Source organism: Actinoplanes sp. NPDC051861 (genome assembly GCF_040681145.1).
Lineage (GTDB): Bacteria > Actinomycetota > Actinomycetes > Mycobacteriales > Micromonosporaceae > Actinoplanes.
In genome coordinates, this window is the sequence record NZ_JBFAYE010000005.1 from 190,912 (window position 1) to 210,611 (window position 19,700).

A 19,700-nucleotide genomic window follows, 5' to 3' on the forward strand; every position below is an offset into this window, starting at 1 on the left:
GCTACACCGTCGTCGGCTGTTCGCCGTGTTGCCGGGCGGCGTAGTCGTCGAGGATGGTCTCGGTGGCGGTCGCGCCGAACCGGGTCGCGCCGGCCTCATGCAGGGTGAGGAGGACGTCGAGGGTGCGGACGCCACCGGCGGCCTTGACCTCGACGTGCGGGGACACCGCGGCGCGCATGAGCTGGATGTCGGCGAGGGTGGCGCCGCCCGGAGCGAAGCCCGTGCTGGTCTTCACGAAGTGCGCACCGGCCTGCTCGGCGATCCGGCAGCCGAGGATCTTCTGCTCGTCGGTGAGGTAGGCGTTCTCCAGGATCACCTTGACGATGCGGCCCCGCGCGGCGGCGACCACCGCGGCGATGTCGTCGTGCACGTAGCCGGTGTCGCCGTCTCGCAGCCGCCCGATGTGCAACACCATGTCGATCTCGTCGGCGCCGGCGTCGACCAGCGCGCGGGTCTCCGCGGCCTTGATCGTGGTGCGGGTGTCGCCGTGCGGGAACCCGGCCACGGTCCCGACCAGCACACCGGTGCCGGTGAGGGCGATCGTGGCGACCTCGACGTCCGAGGGGCGAACACAGACCGAGGCGACCTGGCGCCGGGCGGCGATCTCGCAGCCGCGACGGACGTCGTCGCTGGTGAGCTCGGGACGCAGCAGCGAGTGGTCGATCATTTTGGCGATGTTCATCGGGTCTCTCCGGTTCGTGGTGGTTGCACGTCGAACGTGACGAGCAGTTCGTAGCGTTCGCCGACGTAGCGGCTGACGGTGTACTCCAGTGGTGCGGAGTGCTGGTCGACGATGAGCCGGGTCTCGACCAGAAGGGGCTCGTCAGCCGGGACGAGCAGACGGTCACCGTCGGTGCCGGCTCGCTGGGCGGTCAGCCGCGAGGAGCCCAGAGTGGGTCGCAGGCCCCGGTCGTGCAGGGCACGGTGCAGCGAGCCGGTCTCCAGGTCGAGTTCCAGCAGGCCGTCCAGATCGGGCGGGAAACAGGCGTACTCGACGGCCAGGGGCGTCTCGTCGGCCAGCCGCACCCGCACGATCGAGATCACCCGCGGTGCCGCCGCGGTCAGTTGCAGAGCTGCGGCCTCGTCAGCGGACGCCTCGCGCACTTCCGCCTCGACCAGTCGTGACGACGGGATGCGCCCCCAGCTGCGCACCTGGTCCTGAAAACTCATCAGGGTCCCGGCGGCGCGCGGCTCGGGCCGCTGCCGCACGAAGGTGCCCCGCCCCTGGATCCGCTCGATGAGCCCGTCGGACTCCAGCGCGTTCAGAGCCGCGCGAATGGTCATCCGCGCGACGCCGAACTCCTCGGCGAGCACCGACTCGGCCGGCACCACGTCACCGGGCTTGGCCCTCGCCAGGCGCGTCCGGAGCTCCCGCTCGATCCGGACGTACAGCGGCGCCTTAGCCATGTCTCCTCCAGGTCGTCTAGACAACCTAGAAGTTTCCACAAACTCTCGAGCGGTGTCAAACGGAGTCAGCTCAGGGCCGCGAACGACAACAACGACACGATGGCGGCGGCCGTGCCGGCCAGCAACGCGACGCAGATGCCTGTGACGCCCAGACCGGAATACAGCCACCGATGGGCCAGCAGAATCGCAGCCGGGACTGCGGTGGACGGCGCCAGCAGGAACAGCAGCCACCCCGATACGCGGATCACATCACCCCACGGTCCCGTACCCCGGAAGGTCACCAGACCGGAAGCGAGCAGAGCGGTGAGCGCCGCAGTCAGAGCGCCCGCAAGCAGGGGGAACAGCCATCGGGAGAGCGCCGGCGGCCCGGCTGTTACGTCGATGCGGCCGGGGGCGCGGGAGTACGGCGTGCATGGTGCTGTCACGTATGGCACCTTTCACCTCGTCCGGGAGGGTCGCTTCGGGTGTGCGGGCGGATTGCGGTCACGCATCCTGTTCCTCTTTGCCTCTGAGGCGTCCGGCAGCCCGGACGCTCAGGGATCACACGTTTCGCGGCGGAACATGGTTACAGCCGTCGCGGTGTGTCTCCACACGGCGGATCAACTGACCGGAAAGTCCAGTTCGGCCACGGGGTTGGTGAACTCGGTGACCCGCAGGGACACCTGCATCCGCCAGGTGCCGGGCGCCGGGATCACCACCTGCGCGGTGTAGAAGCCGGCCGAGACCTGGGTGAGTGGGACGTCGCCGAGCGAGGCGAGGTCGGAACTTAGACGTACGACCGGCGGCGCGACGCCCTCGGCCGGTTCGCCGGTCGCGGATGTCATCCGCAGGGTGATCGTGTTGGGGCCACGGGTCAGCGGAGTGAGGCCGGCCTGGACCTGGATGCCGCCCAGGGTGGTGGTACGCGGGCCGTTCGCGGCCACCGCCGTGGGTATCGCATCGCTCTCGGGGCTGGTGTCGACGAGGAATCCGGTGACCAGAAGGGCGGACAGCAGCACGACTCCCTCGACGAGGACGGCACGCACGACCAGCCGCGCTTGTTTCGCCGTCCTGCGAAGCCGAGGCAGCAGCGACCATCTGTTCCACGCCGCGATGGCCACCGCGATCAGCGCGATGGCGATCTTGGTCAGGAGCAGTCGTCCGTAGCCGGTGCCGGTCAGGGCGCTCCACGACCCGAGGATCCGCCAGCCGAGCAGGGTGCCGGTGGTGACCAGGGCGGCGAGCACGCCGGCGGCCGCGGTGGAGAACCGGGCGAGGGTCTCGGCCGCCCGGCCGGCGAGATCGGGCAGGGTCAGCGCCAGGCCGGCGAGCCCGCCGAGCCAGACGCTGCCCGCGAGCAGGTGCAGCGCGTCCGCGCTGACGACGAGGGCTTCCGGGCTCGCCGCCCGGGTGTGCCCGATCAGTGCGGGCGCCGTGGCCGCGATCGCCGCGGCCACCACCGCCGAGATCCGCTGTCGCCGTCCGAGCAGGACGGCCGCCGACGCCAGCCCGGCGGTCACCGCGGCGGCGACCAGGTACTCGGACGGCGGCAGCGAGGACCAGGTCGGGCCCTGGGTCAGCAGGCCGGGCCCGCCGCCGAGCAGGTAGACCGCCGTGATCGGCACCGCGATGATCCACGCCGCGGCGGCTACGGCAGCGGTGGCACGCAGTGCGGTGGCCAGGCGGCGTCGCGGCCGGCCGGACCCGGCGCCGGCGGGCAGGAAGAACGCGGTGAACGCGACGAGCCCGGCGGCGAGCAGAAGGGCGGCGTAGCCCAGCCAGCGAGCCAGGGTGAGCGCCCAGGGCACCTCGGGGACGCTGCTCGGGTCATCTGCCGGGGTGGCGACGGCCGGGGTGGTGGGTGCGCCGACGGAGAAGGTGAGCGCGCCGCTGATCGGGTGCCCGTCGTCGGAGACCACCCGCCAGGTGAGCACGGTCGTGCCGTCGCCCAGTTGTCCGGCCGGGTCGACGGTGAGTGCGGCGCCGGTGACGCTCGTGCGTGCCGCGACGAGTGCTCCCTGGGCGTCGAAGATCTGCACCCCGTCGGGCACACCGCGGACGGCCTCGTCGAAGGTCAGCAGGATCCGTGCCGGCGCGGTCGGCAGGACCGCGCCCTGGGCCGGATCGGTGCTGACGAGGTTGGCGTGAGCGCTGGCCGGCCGAGCGGGGACCAGCAGGGCGAGCAACAGCAGCGCGGTGGTGACAAGCCGCCTGATCATGCCCGGCGATGTTTCTGGAAGAGCGACACGGCGCCGAGGGCCGCGCCGACCAGACCGGCGACCAGTGCGGCGAGCGTGACGCCATTGTTCGGCGCTGGTGCGACCGGCGGCGCCGTGGCGGCCCCGTGATGGGTGCCCTGCTCGGGCGCGGAGACGACGAAACCCGGGGCGGGCCGTTCCAGGTCTGCAATGGCCCGGCCGTCCTGCGGGACCTCGGTCCAGGCCGTCTCGCCGTTCACGCAGGTCTGGATGGTGGGGAACAGCAATCCGGCTCCGGCGGTGTCGGGCAGTTGGACAGCGAGTTCGACGACGTCACGGTAGCCGTCGGGCAACGGGGTGTCGGTGCGGTAGGTGACGGCGGCGACCCGTTCGACGATTCGATTGCCGTGGGCGTCCGCCACGGGCGGGTCGACCTTCTCCATCGTCTGCTCGACCTGCCACAGCGGGTGGCGCGTGGGCGTGACGGAGGTGATCGAGGCCGGTATCTGCACGGTGATCGCGGTGGTGGGCGAGTCCTCGCAGCCGTGGGCGACGCTGAACGCCAGGACGGCGTGAGCGCCGGCCGCGGTCGTGGACGACGTGACGGTGACGTGGGCGCTCGCCGGGGAGGCGAGACCGACAAGGGTGACCGCCAGTACGACGGCGCCGGCCCGGGTGACGCGCCGCGACCAGAGGTCTCTGCCGCGTCCGTTGTCATCGCGCCGCATGTCGCATCCTCGCGCCTCAGCCGACTGGTGATCGCGCTCATTGGACCAACATGCCGAACTGATGTCAAGGATGTGAACTGGAGACGCGCTCATTGCGGCATGGCAGATGAAAAGGTAGCCTCGGTTCACATTAGTGAACTGAGATCCCTGATGTGAGCGATTAGGAGTTGGCCCGCATGCCGAACATCACCGTCGAACTACTCGCCGGCCGGAGCCTTGAGCAACGCAAGGCGTTCGCCCGGGCCGTGGCCGATCAGGCCGTCGAGATCCTCGGCGCACGCCGGCAGGACGTGCGCATGGTGTTCACCGAGATCACCGCGGACGACGTGGCCAACGGCGGCGTGCTGGCCAGCGAGGACGAGAGCCGGGCCGGCGTGGTGGCGGCGCTCAAGCAGGGCTGACGAGGACATGGTGATGGGGTCGAGCCGCCGGTTGGCGGTTTGACCCCATCGCTGTCAGCGGACCAGGCGGCTGTCGCGCATCGCCGACAGCCGGGCCTTCACACTCAGCAGCGTCTCGATGATCAGATCCTCGCGCCCCTGATTGAGGCGGCTGATCGGGACCGCGACGCTGATCGCGTCGATCGACCGGCGGGAGAACGGCAGTGCGACACCGAAGCACCGCACACCCAGGCAGGACTCCTCGCTCTCCTCCGCGTAACCGAACTGGGCGGCCTTGTCGATTATCGCCAGCAGGGCGTCGCGGTCGGTGATCGTCTGCGAGGTGAAGGCCTTGATCTCGTGCGGGACCAGGGCGCCCCGGTCACCGTCGGGCAGCTCGGCGAGCATCGCCCGGCCCAGCGCCGTGCTGTAGGCGGGCAGGCGCCGGCCGACAGCCGAATACATCCGCAGTGGGTGCTTGGACTCGCGCTTGGCGGTGTAGATGATCTCGGCGCCCTCGAGGCGGCCGAGATGGACGGTCTCCTCGGTGGCGGCGGCGATCTCGTCCATCACGGCCCGAGCACGCGACAGCACCGGGTCACCGTCGAGATAGGCCGAACTGACCGTCAGGGTGTGCACGCCGAGGCGGTAGATGCTGCCGGTCTGGTCGGTGTCGAGCCAGCCGCGGGCGCACATCGTGCGCAGCAGCGCATGCAGGCTGCTCTTCGGGATGCCGAGGCGTTTGGCCAGCTGGAGCTGGGTGCCGGGGCCGTTGGCCGCGATGTCGTCGAGGACGTCGAGGACCCTGGCGGCAGACTTGACCTGCGAGGTGGCGGAAGTGCCGCTGCTTGTCTTCTCCGGGTCCACCGAGACCTCCTCATCGCTGGTTGCACGTTTCATTCGAGTCGCACAACCCTACACCACGGTTCACATAGAGGGACAAAATTCAGCCCCTTGACCTGTGATCGGACTCATAGGTATGGTCGATCTCAGTTCACATAGCTGAACGCGGTTCACGAACGAGGAGCGAGTTTTGATCGAGGTCAGGTATTCGGCATCGCCTCACGGCGTGGAGACGGCGACGAACGCGGATCTCCGGAAGGGCTTCCTCGCGCAGGATCTGTTCCGTACCGGTGAGGTCCGCGGTGTGTACACCCACGACGACCGGCTGGTCGTCGGCGGCGCGGTCCCCGGCGTCGGCCAGCTCGAGCTGCCGGCCTGGGACGTGCTCGGCACCCCGACCCACCTGACCCGCCGCGAGCTCGGCATCGTCAACGTCGGCGAGCCCGGCCACGTGCTCGTCGACAACGAGAAGTTCGAGCTGCGCCACCTCGACGGCCTGTTCGTCGGCCGCGGCAGCGAGGTCGTCTTCGCCGGCCCCGACGCCGCGTTCTACTTCGTGTCCGCTCCGGCGCACGCGACGTACCCGACCGTGCAGCTGAGCCACGCGGCGGTCGAGCCGGTCAAGCTCGGCTCGCCGGAGGGCGCCAACGAGCGCAGCCTCTACCGCTACGCCTGGGGCCAGGAGCTGCAGACCGCGGTCCTCCAGTTCGGTGTCACCGTGATCGCCGACGGCTCGGTGTGGAACACCTGCCCGCCGCACCTGCACGACCGGCGCACCGAGGTCTACCTCTACGTCGACCTCGACGAGAAGGACCGGGTCTTCCACTTCATGGGCCGCCCCGGCGCCGCCCGCCACCTGGTCATGGCCAACCGCGAGGCGGTCATCTCACCGCCGTGGTCGATCCACTCCGGTGTCGGCACCGGCTCCTACGCCTTCATCTGGGCGATGGGCGGCGAGAACAACGAGTACACCGACCTGACACCGGTGCCCCTGGAGGACCTGTGACCCGGTCGCCGTTCGACCTCACCGGCCGCCGGGCCGTGGTGACCGGCGCCGGTCGCGGCCTCGGCCGGGCCATCGCCGTCGGCCTGGCCGAAGCCGGAGCCGACCTGATCCTGCTCGGCCGGGCAGCGAGCCAGAAATCGGCCCGCGACCAGATCGCCGCCCTCGGCCGTGACGTCGAGGTCGTCGACCTCGACGTCGCCGACCACGACGCCATCGCGCGGGCCGCCGACCACGTCCACCGCAACCACGAGGTCGACATCCTGGTCAACAACGCCGGCATCATCGACCGCCAGGACTCCGTCGACGTGACCCGCGAGTCGTGGGACCGCGTCGTCGACGTGAACCTCAACGGCCTGTTCTTCCTCTGTCAGGAGTTCGGGCGACCGATGACCCGCCGCGGGCACGGCAAGATCGTCAGCGTCGCGAGCCTGCTCTCCTTCCAGGGCGGCATCCGCGTCGCGTCGTACGCCGCCAGCAAACACGGGGTCGCCGGCGTCACCAAGGCCCTGGCCAACGAGTGGGGCCCGCTCGGTGTGCAGGTCAACGCGATCGCCCCCGGATACATCGCCACCGACAACACGACCGCGCTGCGCGAGGACCCCGACCGGGCCCGCGCCATCCTCGAGCGCATCCCCGCCGGCCGCTGGGGAGACGCCTCGGACATCGCCGGAGCGGCCGTCTTCCTGAGTTCCGCCGCAGCCGATTACGTCAACGGCCACGTCCTGGTCGTGGACGGCGGCTGGATGGCCCGCTGACCTTCCCTCCGTTCCCTCCGTTCCCATAAAGAGAAGATCGAGGATCACCATGAAGATCACCCCTCGTCCCGCCGCGATAGTCAGTCTCTCCCTGCTCGCCGCCGTCCTCACCGGCTGCAGCGCGGAGTCCGGCGGGGACACGGCCGCCGCCGGCTCGGAGTCCTGCGAGTCCACCGAGGTCCGCCTGGTCGGCCAGGTTCGCAACGAGTCCAACCCGTACGAGGCCTCCTGGCTGGCCGGCGGCGACGCCTTCGCCCAGTCGGTCGGCCTCAAGCAGGAACGTTTCACCTACGACGGCGACTCCACCAAGCAGCAGGAGCAGATCAGCCAGATCCTCGCCGGCAACACCAAGTGCCTGGTGATGAACGTGCTGCCCAACGGCGACTCCGACACCGCGCCGATCGTCAAGGGCGCCGACCAGGCCGGGGCCTACCTGGTCACCCAGTGGAACAAGCCGGCCGACCTCAAGCCGACCGACTACAAGACGTGGCTGAGCCACATCACCTACAACGGCGTCGAGTCCGGCCAGCAGATCGGTGACGCCCTGTCGACCGCGATCGGCGGCACCGGCGGCATCATCGCGCTGCAGGGTGTGCTGGACACCGCGGCCGCCAAGGACCGGTTCGCCGGCCTCGAGGCGTCGCTGGCGAAGAACACCGGCGTCAAGCTGCTCGACCAGCAGGCCGCCAACTTCTCCCGCGCCGAGGCGCTCACCGTCACCAAGACGCTGCTGACCAAGCACGGTGACAACGTCAAGGGCATCTGGGCCGCCAACGACGACATGGCGCTCGGCGCGCTGGAAGCGCTCCAGCAGGCGGGCAAGGCCGGCAAGGTCGCGGTCGTCGGCATCGACGCCGTCCCGGACGCCGTCAGCGCCGTCCAGAAGGGCGACATGACCGCCACCGTCTCCAGCGACGGCACCTGGCAGGGCGGCATCGGCCTGGCCATCGGCTACTGCGTGGCCACCGGCAAGCTGAAGGTCGCCGACATCGCCGCCGAGAACCGGGCGTTCTTCGCCGAGCAGTTCCTCGTCACCAAGGACAACGCCGCCGAGTTCGCGGCACCCAAGACGAACCCGGCCGACTTCGAGTGCGCCAACGTCTTCAACCGCGTGGCCGGCCCCCTGACATGACCGTCACCACCGAGGTCGCCGTAGCGCCTCGCCGGTCTTCCCGGCGAGGCGCGTCGCTCCGGGACGCCGGTCCACCGCTCGCGCTGATCGTCATCTTCCTGATCTTCGCGGCCCTGAGCCCGCAGTTCCGCAGCGCCGACAACGTCCGGAACATCGTCGACGCGGCAGCCGTGCTCGCCGTCGTCACCTGCGGCATCACCTTCGTGCTGATGATGGGGTCGATCGACCTGTCGGCGGCCGGGGTGATGGGCGCCTCGGCCCTGACCGTGTCACTGCTGGTCGCCAACAACCGCAACGACAACGACTACGGGCTGCTGGGCATCCTGATCGCCGTCCTGCTGGGCTGCGCGTTCGGATGCCTCAGCGGCCTGGCCCTGGTCCTGCTGAAGGTGCCGTCGTTCATGGCCACGCTGGGGGTGTCGGCGATCGGGCTCGGTGTCGCGACGCTCATGTTCGCCGGCGTCCAGCCCAACATCACCGACGCCATGCTGGAGAGCTGGGCCGTCGAACGGCTGCTGGGCCTGTCCTATCTGACCTGGATCGCCGCCGCGTGCATCCTGGTCGGCTGGCTCATCCAGCGTTACACCCGCCTCGGCCGGTACGCCTACGCGATCGGCGGCGCCGAGGAGGTCCTCGCCCTGTCCGGGGTGCGGGTCAAGCCGTACAAGGTGGCGGTCTTCACCCTCGCCGGTGCCTTCTACGGGCTCGGTGGCGTGATGGTCACCAGCCAGCTCGGCGCCGGCCTGGTCCAGGCCGGCGACGGCTACGACTTCTCGGCCATCACCGCCGCCGTCGTCGGCGGCACCCTGCTCACCGGCGGCCGCGGCGGTGTCCTGCACTCCGCCGTCGGTGTCCTGCTCGTCATGGTGCTCACGAACGGTCTCGTGCAGGTCGGGGTCAGCCCGTACTGGCAGGGCGGCGTCGAGGGCCTGATCGTCGTGGCCGCGGTGGCTGCCGCGGTCATCCCGCAGCGACGAAGGAACCAGGTGGTCAAATGAGTGTCCCGGCACTGGAGGTCCGTGGCCTCGTCAAGCACTACCCGGGGGTCAAGGCGCTCGACGGCGTCGACCTGGTGGTCCGCCAGCACGAGGTCCTCGGCCTGGCCGGCGAGAACGGCGCCGGCAAGTCGACACTGCTCAAAGCACTTGTCGGCCTGGTCACCCCGGACGCCGGGGAGATCTATGTACGCGGTGAGGCGGTCAAGCTGCGCAGCGTGGTCGACGCCGCCGACCACGGCATCGGGATGGTGTTCCAGGAGCAGTCATTGGTGCCCAACCTGACCGCCGCGGAGAACATCGTGCTCGGCAGCGAGGGCCCGGCGGTCCGGCGCGGCGTCTACCGCTGGGACGCGATGCGCCGGCTGGCCCAGGAGCAACTCGACAAGATCGGCTCACACGTCGACCCGATGGCCCGTACCGAATCGCTGTCGTTCGCCGACCGGCAGATGGTCGAGATCGCGAAGGTGCTGCGCATCGAGGAACGCAGCCAGCACCCGCCGGTGATCATCCTGGACGAGCCGACGTCGGTCCTGGAATCCAAGGAGATCGACACCCTGTTCGCGCAGATCCGCCGGCTGCGGGAGTTCGCGTCGGTCATCTTCGTCTCGCACCGTCTCGACGAGGTGCTCGACGTGTGCGACCGGGTGGCCGTGCTGCGCGGCGGCCAGTCGGTCGGCGAGGTCGCCACGGCCGGCGCCGTACCGGGCGAACTGCACCGGATGATGATCGGCTCGACCGGCTCCGACGACCACTACCACGAGAACGCCGCAGTGACGGTCGCCTCCGAACAGCCCCGCCTGTCGATCCGCGGGCTGTCCGGCAGCACCTTCCAGGACATCGACCTGGACGTCGCGGCCGGCGAGATCGTGGCGATCGTCGGCGTGCACGGATCCGGCCGTGAGGACGTCTGCCGCGCGCTGTTCGGTGCCGAGCCGACGACCGCCGGCGAGATCCGGATGGACGGTAGGAAGGTCGACCTGTCCAGCACCCGCGCCGCGTGCGCCGCCGGCATCGGCTACGTGCCGGCCGAACGCAAGATCGAGGGCATGGTCGGCGCGATGTCGGTGGCCGACAACATGACGCTGAGCAAGCAGAAGGCCCGCTGCACCGGGCCGTTCGTGGCGCCCCGCAAGCAGGCCGGCCTGGTCGACGGATGGATCAGAAGGCTCTCCATCCGCACGCCCACCCGCGACACCGCCATCCAGCGGCTGTCCGGCGGCAACCAGCAGAAGGTGGTGCTCGCCCGCTGGCTGGTCGGCGGCGACATCCGCCTGCTGCTGCTGGACCACCCCACCCGCGGCCTGGACATCGGCGCCCGCTCCGAGGTGTACCGGCTGATGCGTGAACTGGCCGGCACCGGCGTGGCCACCGTGCTGCTGGCCGACAGCCTCGAGGAGGCCATCGGCATGGCCGACCGGATCCTGGTCATGACCGACGGCCGGGTCGCCACCGAGGTCGCCTGCCCCAACGGCGGGAAGCCGAGCCCCCTGGACCTGGTGAAGGTGATGGTGTGAGTACCCCTGTCGCCACGAACTCGGTCGCCGAGGCGACCACCGTCAGCAGAGGCCCCCGCCGGGCCGGGCGGCTCACCGGCTTCATGCCGCTCATCGCCCTGGTCGCGCTGATGGCCGCGCTCACCGCCGTCGACCCGGACTTCCTGACCCAGCGGAGCCTGACCGCCGCGCTGCGGACCGCCGCGCCGCTGATCGTGCTGGCGGCCGGGGCGACCATTGTCGTGCTCTGCGGCGGCATCGACCTGTCCTTCGCGGCGCTGGCGTCGCTGTCGACGGTCCTGCTGGCGCTGTGGCTGCCACATCTCGGCGGCCTGGCAACACCGGCGGTCATCCTGATCGCGGCGGCGATCGGCGCCGTGCAGGGTACGGCGCACGTCCTGCTGCGGATACCGTCGTTCATCGTCACCCTGGGCGGGATGAGCATCCTGTCGGCGATCGCCCTGGTCGTCTCCGGCGCCGGCACCGTCCGGGTCGTCGACGACTCCACGGTCACCTGGCTCGACCTCTACATCGGCGGTTACATCCCGACGTCGGCCGCGATGGCGATCCTGCTGGTCGCCCTGATCGCGGTGGTGCTCAAGGTGACCCCACTGCAAAGCTGGGTGTCGGCCACCGGCTACTCCGAGTCCGCCGCGCGGCTGGCCGGCACCCCGGTCGACCTCGTCAAGATCGGTGCGTTCTGCCTGTCCGGCGCGTGCGCCGGTTTCGCCGCGGTCATGCTGGTGTCGCGGCAGTTCAGCGGCGGACCGACGATGGCCGACAACCTGCTGCTGCCGGCGGTCGCGGCGATCGTCGTCGGCGGCACCGCGATCACCGGAGGTCACGGCAGTGTGTGGCGCAGCCTCGCCGGCGCTCTCGTCGTGACGCTGCTGCGGGTCGGCCTGCCGATCGTCGGTGTGCCGTCCGCTTACGAACAGATCCTTTACGGCGCGATCATCGTCGTCGCCGTCGCCCTGACCCTCGACGGGTCCAAGGTTTCGACCATCAAGTAGTTGCTCCGACCACGGAAGGCCATCATGCCCTACGAGAACTCCGCTCTCCTGCCCGCCGTCAGCTCGTTCCTGTCCTCACCCAAGGGGCTGCTCATCGACGGTGACTGGGTGGACGCGAAGGACGGCCGGACCTTCGCCACCGTCAATCCGTCGACCGAGGAGACGCTCGTCCAGGTGGCGTACGCGTCCCAGGCCGACGTGGACCGTGCCGTCGTGGCGGCCCGCAACGCGTTCGAGTCCGGCTCGCCCTGGTCGCGGATGACGCCGCGGGACCGTTCCCACCTGCTGTGGCGCATCGGCGACCTGATCGACGCCCACGCCGACGAGTTCGCCCAGCTGGAGGCCCTCGACAACGGCAAGCGCGTGTCGGCCGCCCGCGACGGTGACGTCGCGATCTCCGCCGAGCTGTTCCGCTACTTCGCGGGCTGGGCGACCAAGATGGAAGGCACGTCCATCCCGATGTCCGTGCCGGGCCGCGAGTTCCACGCGTACACCCGGCGTGAGCCGGTCGGTGTCGTGGCCGGCATCGTGCCGTGGAACTTCCCGCTGCTGATGGCGTGCTTCAAGATCGTCCCGGCGATCACCGCGGGCAACACCGTCATCCTCAAACCGGCCGAGCAGACCCCGCTGACCGCGCTGCGCCTCGGTGAGCTGCTGCTCGAGGCCGGCCTGCCCGCCGGTGTCGTCAACATCCTGCCCGGCTTCGGTGACACCGGCGCCGCCCTCGTCGACCACCACGGCGTCGACAAGGTCGCCTTCACCGGCAGCACCGAGGTCGGCAAGAAGATCGCGGCCGCGGCGTCGGGGAACCTCAAGAAGGTCTCCCTGGAACTGGGCGGCAAAGCCCCCAACATCATCTTCAACGACGCCGACCTGGAGGCCGCCGTCGCCGGCGCGGTTCTGGGCGGCTACTTCAACGAGGGCCAGTGCTGCGTCAACGGCTCGCGCCTCTACGTCCAGCGCGGCGTCTTCGACCAGGTCGTCGAGGGCGTGGCGGCGGCCGCCCGCGCGATCACCGTCGGCGACGGTTTCGACCCGGCCACGCAGATGGGCCCGCTGGTCTCCCAGGAGCAGCACGAGAAGGTGCTGGGCTACATCCGCGGCGCGGTCCGCGACGGTGCCGTGCTGAACGCCGGCAGCGCCGACGCGGTCGGTGACCGTGGCTTCTTCGTGTCGCCGACCCTGATCACCGGCGTGACCGAGCAGATGGCGGTGCAGACCGACGAGATCTTCGGCCCGGTCGTGACCGCGATCCCGTTCGACACCGAGGACGAGGTCGTCGCCGCCGCCAACAACACCGTCTACGGGCTGGCTGCGGGCGTCTGGTCGCAGAACATCGGCACCGCGCACCGCGTCGGCGCCAAGCTGCGGGCCGGCACGGTGTGGCTCAACACCTGGCACGCCGACGACGTCACCCTGCCGCGCGGCGGTTTCAAGCAGTCCGGCTGGGGCCGGGAGCTCGGCTCGTTCGGCCTGGACGACTACACCGAGCTCAAGACCGTCATCGCCGAGCTGCGATGAGCGCCCTCGACGTCCTCGGCGGGCACCGGGTGGTGCCGGTCGTGGTCCTCAAGGATCCCGGGTCGGCCGACGGTCTCGGCGACGCGCTGGTGGCCGGCGGCCTGCCGATCGCGGAGGTCACCTTCCGTACCCCGGAGGCGGCGACCGTGCTGCGCCGCCTGGCCGCCCGCGGTGACCTGGTGGTGGGTGCCGGCACCGTCCTGACCGCCGCGCAGGTCGACGTCGCGTACGAATCGGGTGCGAAGTTCGTCGTCTCTCCCGGTCTGAGCGCCGCCGTCGTCCGCCGCTGCCAGGACCTCGGCCTGGCGGTGATCCCCGGTGCCAGCACCGCCACCGAGATCATGGCGGCGCTGGACCTCGGCCTGGACACCGTCAAGTTCTTCCCCGCCGAGGCCTGCGGCGGGCTGCCCACCGTGAAGGCGTTGTCAGCGGCGTTCCCGCAGGTCCGGTTCGTCCCGACCGGAGGAGTGACCGCCGAGAGCGCACTCACCTATCTCGCCCATCCGGCGGTCGCCGCGGTCGGCGGCAGCTGGATGGTCGCGCCCGACCTGCTGGCCGCCGGCAAGTGGGACGAGGTCACCGCCAGGTGCGCGTTGCAGGGAGTGACATCGTGATCGAGATCCGTCCGGCCGCCGAGTGCGAGTTCGACATCGTCGCGCTCGGTGAGGTGATGCTGCGCCTCGACCCGGGTGAGGGCCGGGTCCGTACCGCACGCCGGTTCGACGTGTGGGAGGGCGGCGGCGAGTACAACGTCGCCCGCGGCATGCGCAAGGTGTTCGGGCTGCGGGCCTCGGTGGTGACCGCGTTCGCCGACAACGAGATCGGCCGCCTGGTCGAGAACCTGATCATGCAGGGTGGCGTCGACACCTCGCTGATCCGCTGGGAGAAGTACGACGGCATCGGCCGCACGGTCCGCAACGGGCTCAACTTCACCGAGCGCGGTTTCGGGGTGCGCGGCGCGGTCGGGGTCTCCGACCGCGCCCACACGGCGATCGCCGGTCTGCGGCCGGGCACGATCGACTGGGACGACCTGTTCGGCCGCCGCGGGGTTCGCTGGCTGCACACCGGGGGGATCTTCGCGGCCCTGTCGGAGAACGCGGCGGCCGTGGCCGAGGAGGCGACGGAAGCCGCGCGGCGTCACGGCACGGTGGTCTCCTTCGACCTCAACTACCGGCCCAGCCTGTGGTCCGGCATCGGGGGTACGGAGGTGGCGCGGGAGGTCAACACCCGGCTGGCCCGGCATGTCGACGTAATGATCGGCAACGAGGAGGACTTCACCGCCGCGCTCGGCTTCGACGTCGCGCACGTCGACGAGCGGCTGTCGGCGCTGCCGATCGACAGTTTCGCGGAGATGGTCGCGACGGTGGCCGGCAAGATGCCGTGGCTGAAGGTCGTGGCGACGACGTTGCGGACGGTGCACACCGCGAGCGACAACGACTGGCAGGCGATCGCCTGGTCGCCGCGGACCGGTGTGCTGTCGTCGGTGGCACGTGATCATCTCGGCATCCTCGACCGGGTCGGTGGAGGCGACGGGTTCGCCTCCGGGCTGGTCTACGGGCTGCTCAGCGGCGAGGACCTGCAGTCCTCACTGGAGCTGGGTGCCGCGCACGGCGCGCTGGCGATGACGACGCCGGGTGACACGTCGATGGCAACCCGGGAGGAGGTGTGGGCGCTCGCCGGCGGTGGCAGCGCCCGAGTGCGCCGCTGACAGGTGTTCTGACGAGGCGGGCCCTGCGGAGTCGATCCGCGGGGCCTGTCTGCATTTCGGGCTCAATTCACATATAAGAACCAAGCAAAAAGTGCGTTCACATATGCGTACGGGATTCTTGACTTTGTGTTTCTGAGCGTCATATTTTCAGGCCCTCCAGTGGCAGTGACCGTCCTCACTGCCACGCCGGCCAAATTTCGAGGGATCTCGCATGAAAGTGTCCCGAAGATCTTCCCGCTCCCTTGTCGCCACCGTGCTCGCCACGTTCACCGCACTGACCCTCGTCGCCGGATCGGTGTCCCCCGTCCAGGCCGCCGCGGCCGTCGACGACGGCCGGCTCAACGTCCTGCTCTTCTACAAGCCCAACTTCCACGCCTCCAACGTCCAGGCCCGCCAGGCCGTCCGTGACCTGGCGGCCCAGCTCGGCACCCAGTACAACCAGCCCGTCGAGATCCAGGAGACCGACGACCCCGCGGTCTTCAACACGGCCAACCTCGCCGCCCGCGACACCGTCGTCTTCGCCCAGACCGGCGGCGTGCTGTTCAACGCCTCCCAGCGCGCCGCCCTCGAGGCGTACATCCGCGGTGGTGGCGGTTTCATGGGCCTGCACTACACCGGCTGGTCAGTGGGCGAGAGCGAACACGACGTCAACCCGTTCTACGCACGCCTCGTCGGAGCCGTCTCCGAGGGCCACCCGGAGAACCCCGGCGTCCGGCCCGGCCGCGTCTTCGTCAAGGACGCCGGCCACCCGCTCACCGCCGGCGTCACCGGCTCCATCACCCGCAGCGACGAGTGGTACGACTGGGTCGTCAACCCCGCCCCGAACGTCCGCACGCTGATCGAGGCCGACGAGTCCTCCTACGGCGGCGGCCACCAGGGCACCTCCCACCCGGTCACCTGGTGCCAGACGATCGACTCCGGCCGGTCCTGGTACAGCTCCATGGGCCACGAGGGCACGGCCTACTCCGAGTCCTACATGCTCGCCCAGATGAAGAACGGCCTGGCGTACGCCGCCGGGCTGCTCGCCGCCGACTGCTCCCCGCCCGTCAAGGACCGCAACGGCGCCTGGAGCGGTGTCACCCCCTGGCCGCTCGTGCCGATCAACATGTCCCTGACCTCCGACGGCAAGGTCCAGTCGTTCGGCAGCGTCGGCGGCTGGGGCAACGACACCACCCCCTACGACTGGAGCGGCAACGACTCCGTCACCCAGGGCGGCCAGATGGAGGTCGACATCTGGGACCCGGCCACACCCCGTAACCTCGCCAACCTGCGCGCCGGCATCCTGCCCAACACCACCTACACCGACCTGTTCTGCGCCATGCAGGTCCAGAACCCGCACGACCACTCCACGATGACCGTCGGCGGCGACGACGGACTCGGCGGCAACAGCCCCAACGACGCCGCCATCGGCGTCACCGGTTACACCACCAACAACGGGCTGCAGAACAAGGCGCCCATGAACTACCCGCGCTGGTACCCGACCGGCACCACGATGCCCAACGGCGACATCGTCGTGCAGGGCGGCAGCCTCCGCGGCGGACCCGGCGGGCCCGGCGTGCTCACCCCCGAGATCTACACCCCGCAGTCCGGCTCCGGCTGGAAGACCCTCGACGGCGCCCGCAGCCCCGCCGCGTACGGCGACGGCGGCTCCGACCACGCCGGTGCCGACGAGAACCGCTGGTGGTACCCGCGAGCCTTCGTCGCCCCCGGCAGCGGAACCCTGTTCAACATCACCGGCACCCAGATGTACGAACTCAACCCCGCCGGCAACAGCGGCACCGGACAGGTCACCCTGCGCGGCACCCTGCCCACCGCCGTCGCCAACCAGGGCACCAACGGCAACCCCGTCGGCGCCACCTCCACCGCCACCATGTACCGCCCCGGCAAGATCCTCCAGGTCGGCGGTGGCTGGTGGGGCAACGGCGGCGGCCCCGACGGCGCCCGCGCCGGCTTCACCGTCGACATCACCGGCGGCACCGCCAGCCCCGTCATCACCGCCACCAAGGCGATGAAGTACCAGCGCCACTGGGCCACCTCCACGGTCCTGCCCGACGGCGACGTGCTCGTCACCGGCGGTGGCCGCGAGAACAACGGCAACGGCGGATACGTCACCAACCCCGAGATCTGGGACCCGGACACCGGCAACTGGACCGAGGTGGTGCCCTACGAGCACGCGCGCCTCTACCACTCGGCTGCCCTGCTGCTGCCCGACGGCCGCGTCATGATGGGCGGCGGCGGCACCCCCGGCCCGCGCAGCTACACCGACGTCGAGTACTACTCCCCGTCCTACCTGTTCAACGGCAACCAGCTCGCCCCGCGCCCGGTCATCAACACCGCCCCGGCCAAGATCGGCTACAACGGCAGCTTCGCCGTCACCGCGACCGGCACCGTCTCCCGCGTCACCCTGGTGCGCAACGGCTCGGTCACACACGGCTTCAACAACGACCAGAACTTCCAGGACCTGACGTTCACCCAGTCCGGCAGCACGATCAACATCAACGCCCCGGCCAACGGCACCTACGCGCCTCCCGGCTCGTACATGCTGTTCGTCTGGGACGCCACCGGCACCCCGTCGGTCGCGAAGATCGTGAAGATCGACCCGGCGGTCAAGCTGACCCAGCTCAACCCGCGGGTCGTCGACCAGTTCGAATACCCCCGCCTGCCCGCCGAATGGCGCACCTCCAACCCGCCGGCCACCGTCGACGTCGCGCCCGGCAACACCCGGATGTCGCCGTGGACGGTCACCAACCAGGTCCAGCTGGTCCGCGGCACCGTCACCGGCCAGGGCGGACTCGGCCTCACCGGATACCAGCTCGGCCTCGGGAACGCGGGCAACATCAGCCGCACCCTCACCGACCTCACACCGGGAACCACCTATCGGGTGTCGCTGCGCTACGCCCGTGACAGCAGATCGGCCTCCGGAGCGGGAGCGGCCACGGCCACCCTGACCGTCGGCGGCCTCAACGCCACCCTCAACGCCACGACCAGCCTGCCCTCGACCGGCAACTACGGCACGTACGCGGGCACCTTCACCGCCGCCACCAGCACCCAGACCCTCACCCTGCGAGGTCCGGGAACCGGCGCCGGCCTCATGATCGACGACCTCGTGGTCGTCGGCGACGATCCGCCACCGCCGACCTCCGGCATCCCGGTCCGCTACGAATTCGAAGAGGGCCAGGGCACCACCGTCGCCAACACCGGCACCGCCACCAACGTCGGGGCCGCCGTCCTCACCGGCACCACCGGCTGGTCCGCCAACGGCGTCATCGGCAAGGCCGTCAACCTGCCCGGCGGCAGCACCGCCAACGCCGTCGACCTGCCCGACAACCTGCTCCAGGGCGCCACGAACTTCTCCACCGGGTTCTGGGTACGCCCCGACACGAAGGCCAACTGGACCGGCCTGTTCCACATCGGTGACGGACTCGGCTCCGCCGGCAGCTACTTCCAGATCCAGATGCAGACCCAGGCCGGCGGCAGCACCGGACTCGCCGCCACCTTCAAGGCCAAGACCGGCTCGGAGGAACGGGTCTACGGCACACCGGCACGCGACGTCACCGCCGGAGCGTGGAACCACGTCGCCTTCACCCGGCAGGGCCCGGTCGGCACGCTCTACCTCAACGGCGAGGTGGTCGCGACACGGACCAACCTGACGGTCGACATGACCGCGATCGGCCCGACAGCCAACAACTGGCTGGGCCGCAACGGATACCCCGACGCCGCCTTCGACGGCCTGATCGACGACGTACGGGTCTACACATCCACCCTGAGCACCGCCGACGTGGTCGCCATGTACAACGAAGGAGTCCCGGTCCGCTACACCTTCGACGAGAACACCGGCACCTCAGCGGCGAACTCGGGAACCAGGACGTCCATCGGCGCGGCCACCCTGCAGGGCACGACGTCGTGGGCCGCAGGCCGGGCAGGCAGCGCCGTGTCACTTCCCGGCGGCGCCGCCGACTCCGGCAACCAGGTCCGGCTGCCGGACAACATCCAGGCCGGCCTGGACGAGCAGTTCACCGTGTCGTTCTGGGCCCGCCCGGACGCACTGCCGAGCTGGGTCCCGCTGCTGCAGATCGGCAGCAGCACCGACACGTTCTTCCTGCTCCAGTCGGCCACCAACGGCGGAACCACCGGTTTCGGCGCCACCTTCAAAGCAGCCGGGGTGGCAACCCAGGAACGCCTGCTCCTCGGCGCCGGCCGGGACCTTCCACTCAACGCGTGGACACACGTCGTGTTCACGATGAACGGCTCCACCGGAAAGATCTATTTCAACGGAGTCCAACAGGCCGTCCGCACCGACTTCCCGATCAACATCGGCGACGTCGGCGTCGGCGGCACCACCACCGCCAACCTCCTCGGCGGCACGAGCTGGGGCGACCCCCGGTTCGACGGCCTGATCGACGACCTCCGGCTGTACGGCACCGAGCTCAGCGCCGAGCAGGTGACACAGCTGCACGCAGGTCGCAGGTAACAGATGAGATGAAGTTGCGGGCCCCGGGACTCACCCCGGGGCCCGCTCACGTGTGTGCGCGAACACTC

17 protein-coding genes are annotated in these 19,700 nt (G+C 70.1%); 11 read left to right on the forward strand and 6 right to left on the reverse strand.

All coding sequences use genetic code 11. The annotated features are described in order from the left end of the window. Position 1: 1 nt before the first annotated feature. The 5 genes from deoC to AB0M02_RS17705 form a co-directional block, all read right to left on the reverse strand. Positions 2–682 (reverse strand): deoxyribose-phosphate aldolase, encoded by a 681-nt coding sequence (deoC, locus tag AB0M02_RS17685; protein ID WP_364227911.1) that lies wholly within the window; start codon positions 680–682, stop codon positions 2–4. Then, positions 679–1,407 (reverse strand): GntR family transcriptional regulator, encoded by a 729-nt coding sequence (locus AB0M02_RS17690; protein ID WP_364227914.1) that lies wholly within the window; start codon positions 1,405–1,407, stop codon positions 679–681. The genes deoC and AB0M02_RS17690 overlap by 4 nt, the downstream gene beginning before the upstream one ends. A 65-nt stretch (positions 1,408–1,472) precedes the next feature. Further along, positions 1,473–1,832: a hypothetical protein gene (locus tag AB0M02_RS17695; protein ID WP_364227917.1), complete on the reverse strand. Its 360-nt coding sequence runs from the start codon at positions 1,830–1,832 to the stop codon at positions 1,473–1,475. Between the two features lie 174 nt (positions 1,833–2,006). Then, entirely contained in the window at positions 2,007–3,605 is a 1,599-nt protein-coding gene (locus AB0M02_RS17700) for a copper resistance protein CopC (RefSeq protein WP_364227920.1), read from the reverse strand. After that, positions 3,602–4,312 (reverse strand): YcnI family protein, encoded by a 711-nt coding sequence (locus tag AB0M02_RS17705; protein ID WP_364227923.1) that lies wholly within the window; start codon positions 4,310–4,312, stop codon positions 3,602–3,604. Before AB0M02_RS17705 ends, AB0M02_RS17700 begins: the two co-directional genes overlap by 4 nt. A gap of 176 nt (positions 4,313–4,488) precedes the next feature. On the opposite strand from AB0M02_RS17705, the gene AB0M02_RS17710 reads away from it, so the two are divergent. Continuing rightward, positions 4,489–4,713 carry a tautomerase family protein gene (locus AB0M02_RS17710; protein ID WP_364227926.1) on the forward strand — a complete coding sequence of 75 codons (225 nt, stop codon included), beginning with the start codon at positions 4,489–4,491 and terminating at the stop codon, positions 4,711–4,713. Positions 4,714–4,767: 54 nt separating this feature from the next. Here AB0M02_RS17710 and AB0M02_RS17715 read toward each other — a convergent pair whose 3' ends face one another. Further along, the gene (locus AB0M02_RS17715; protein ID WP_364227928.1) at positions 4,768–5,592 is read right to left on the reverse strand and encodes an IclR family transcriptional regulator; all 825 of its coding nucleotides are present in this window, start codon (positions 5,590–5,592) and stop codon (positions 4,768–4,770) included. Between the two features lie 169 nt (positions 5,593–5,761). Here AB0M02_RS17715 and kduI point away from each other — a divergent pair, with 169 nt between their 5' ends. The 10 genes from kduI to AB0M02_RS17765 all read left to right on the forward strand — a co-directional run bounded on the left by kduI (position 5,762) and on the right by AB0M02_RS17765 (position 19,632). Further along, positions 5,762–6,541, forward strand: a complete 780-nt coding sequence (kduI, locus tag AB0M02_RS17720) for a 5-dehydro-4-deoxy-D-glucuronate isomerase (protein ID WP_364227931.1) — start codon at positions 5,762–5,764, stop codon at positions 6,539–6,541. After that, entirely contained in the window at positions 6,538–7,296 is a 759-nt protein-coding gene (kduD, locus tag AB0M02_RS17725; RefSeq protein ID WP_364227934.1) for a 2-dehydro-3-deoxy-D-gluconate 5-dehydrogenase KduD, read from the forward strand. The genes kduI and kduD overlap by 4 nt, the downstream gene beginning before the upstream one ends. Positions 7,297–7,345: 49 nt before the next feature. After that, a complete protein-coding gene (locus AB0M02_RS17730; protein WP_364227937.1) occupies positions 7,346–8,428 on the forward strand; it encodes a sugar ABC transporter substrate-binding protein in 1,083 nt (360 codons plus the stop codon). Beyond that, complete coding sequence (locus AB0M02_RS17735; RefSeq protein WP_364227941.1) at positions 8,425–9,426, forward strand: ABC transporter permease; 1,002 nt, start codon at positions 8,425–8,427, stop codon at positions 9,424–9,426. The genes AB0M02_RS17730 and AB0M02_RS17735 overlap by 4 nt, the downstream gene beginning before the upstream one ends. Continuing rightward, positions 9,423–10,940: a sugar ABC transporter ATP-binding protein gene (locus AB0M02_RS17740; RefSeq protein WP_364227944.1), complete on the forward strand. Its 1,518-nt coding sequence runs from the start codon at positions 9,423–9,425 to the stop codon at positions 10,938–10,940. Before AB0M02_RS17735 ends, AB0M02_RS17740 begins: the two co-directional genes overlap by 4 nt. After that, positions 10,937–11,932, forward strand: coding sequence for an ABC transporter permease (locus AB0M02_RS17745; RefSeq protein ID WP_364227947.1), 996 nt, complete (start codon positions 10,937–10,939; stop codon positions 11,930–11,932). The genes AB0M02_RS17740 and AB0M02_RS17745 overlap by 4 nt, the downstream gene beginning before the upstream one ends. A 24-nt stretch (positions 11,933–11,956) precedes the next feature. Further along, positions 11,957–13,453: an aldehyde dehydrogenase family protein gene (locus AB0M02_RS17750; RefSeq protein ID WP_364227950.1), complete on the forward strand. Its 1,497-nt coding sequence runs from the start codon at positions 11,957–11,959 to the stop codon at positions 13,451–13,453. Then, positions 13,450–14,067, forward strand: coding sequence for a bifunctional 4-hydroxy-2-oxoglutarate aldolase/2-dehydro-3-deoxy-phosphogluconate aldolase (gene eda / locus AB0M02_RS17755; RefSeq protein ID WP_364227953.1), 618 nt, complete (start codon positions 13,450–13,452; stop codon positions 14,065–14,067). Before AB0M02_RS17750 ends, eda begins: the two co-directional genes overlap by 4 nt. After that, positions 14,064–15,161 (forward strand): sugar kinase, encoded by a 1,098-nt coding sequence (locus tag AB0M02_RS17760; RefSeq protein WP_364227956.1) that lies wholly within the window; start codon positions 14,064–14,066, stop codon positions 15,159–15,161. The genes eda and AB0M02_RS17760 overlap by 4 nt, the downstream gene beginning before the upstream one ends. A 211-nt stretch (positions 15,162–15,372) precedes the next feature. Next, positions 15,373–19,632 carry a LamG-like jellyroll fold domain-containing protein gene (locus tag AB0M02_RS17765; protein WP_364227959.1) on the forward strand — a complete coding sequence of 1,420 codons (4,260 nt, stop codon included), beginning with the start codon at positions 15,373–15,375 and terminating at the stop codon, positions 19,630–19,632. Positions 19,633–19,700: the final 68 nt, after the last annotated feature.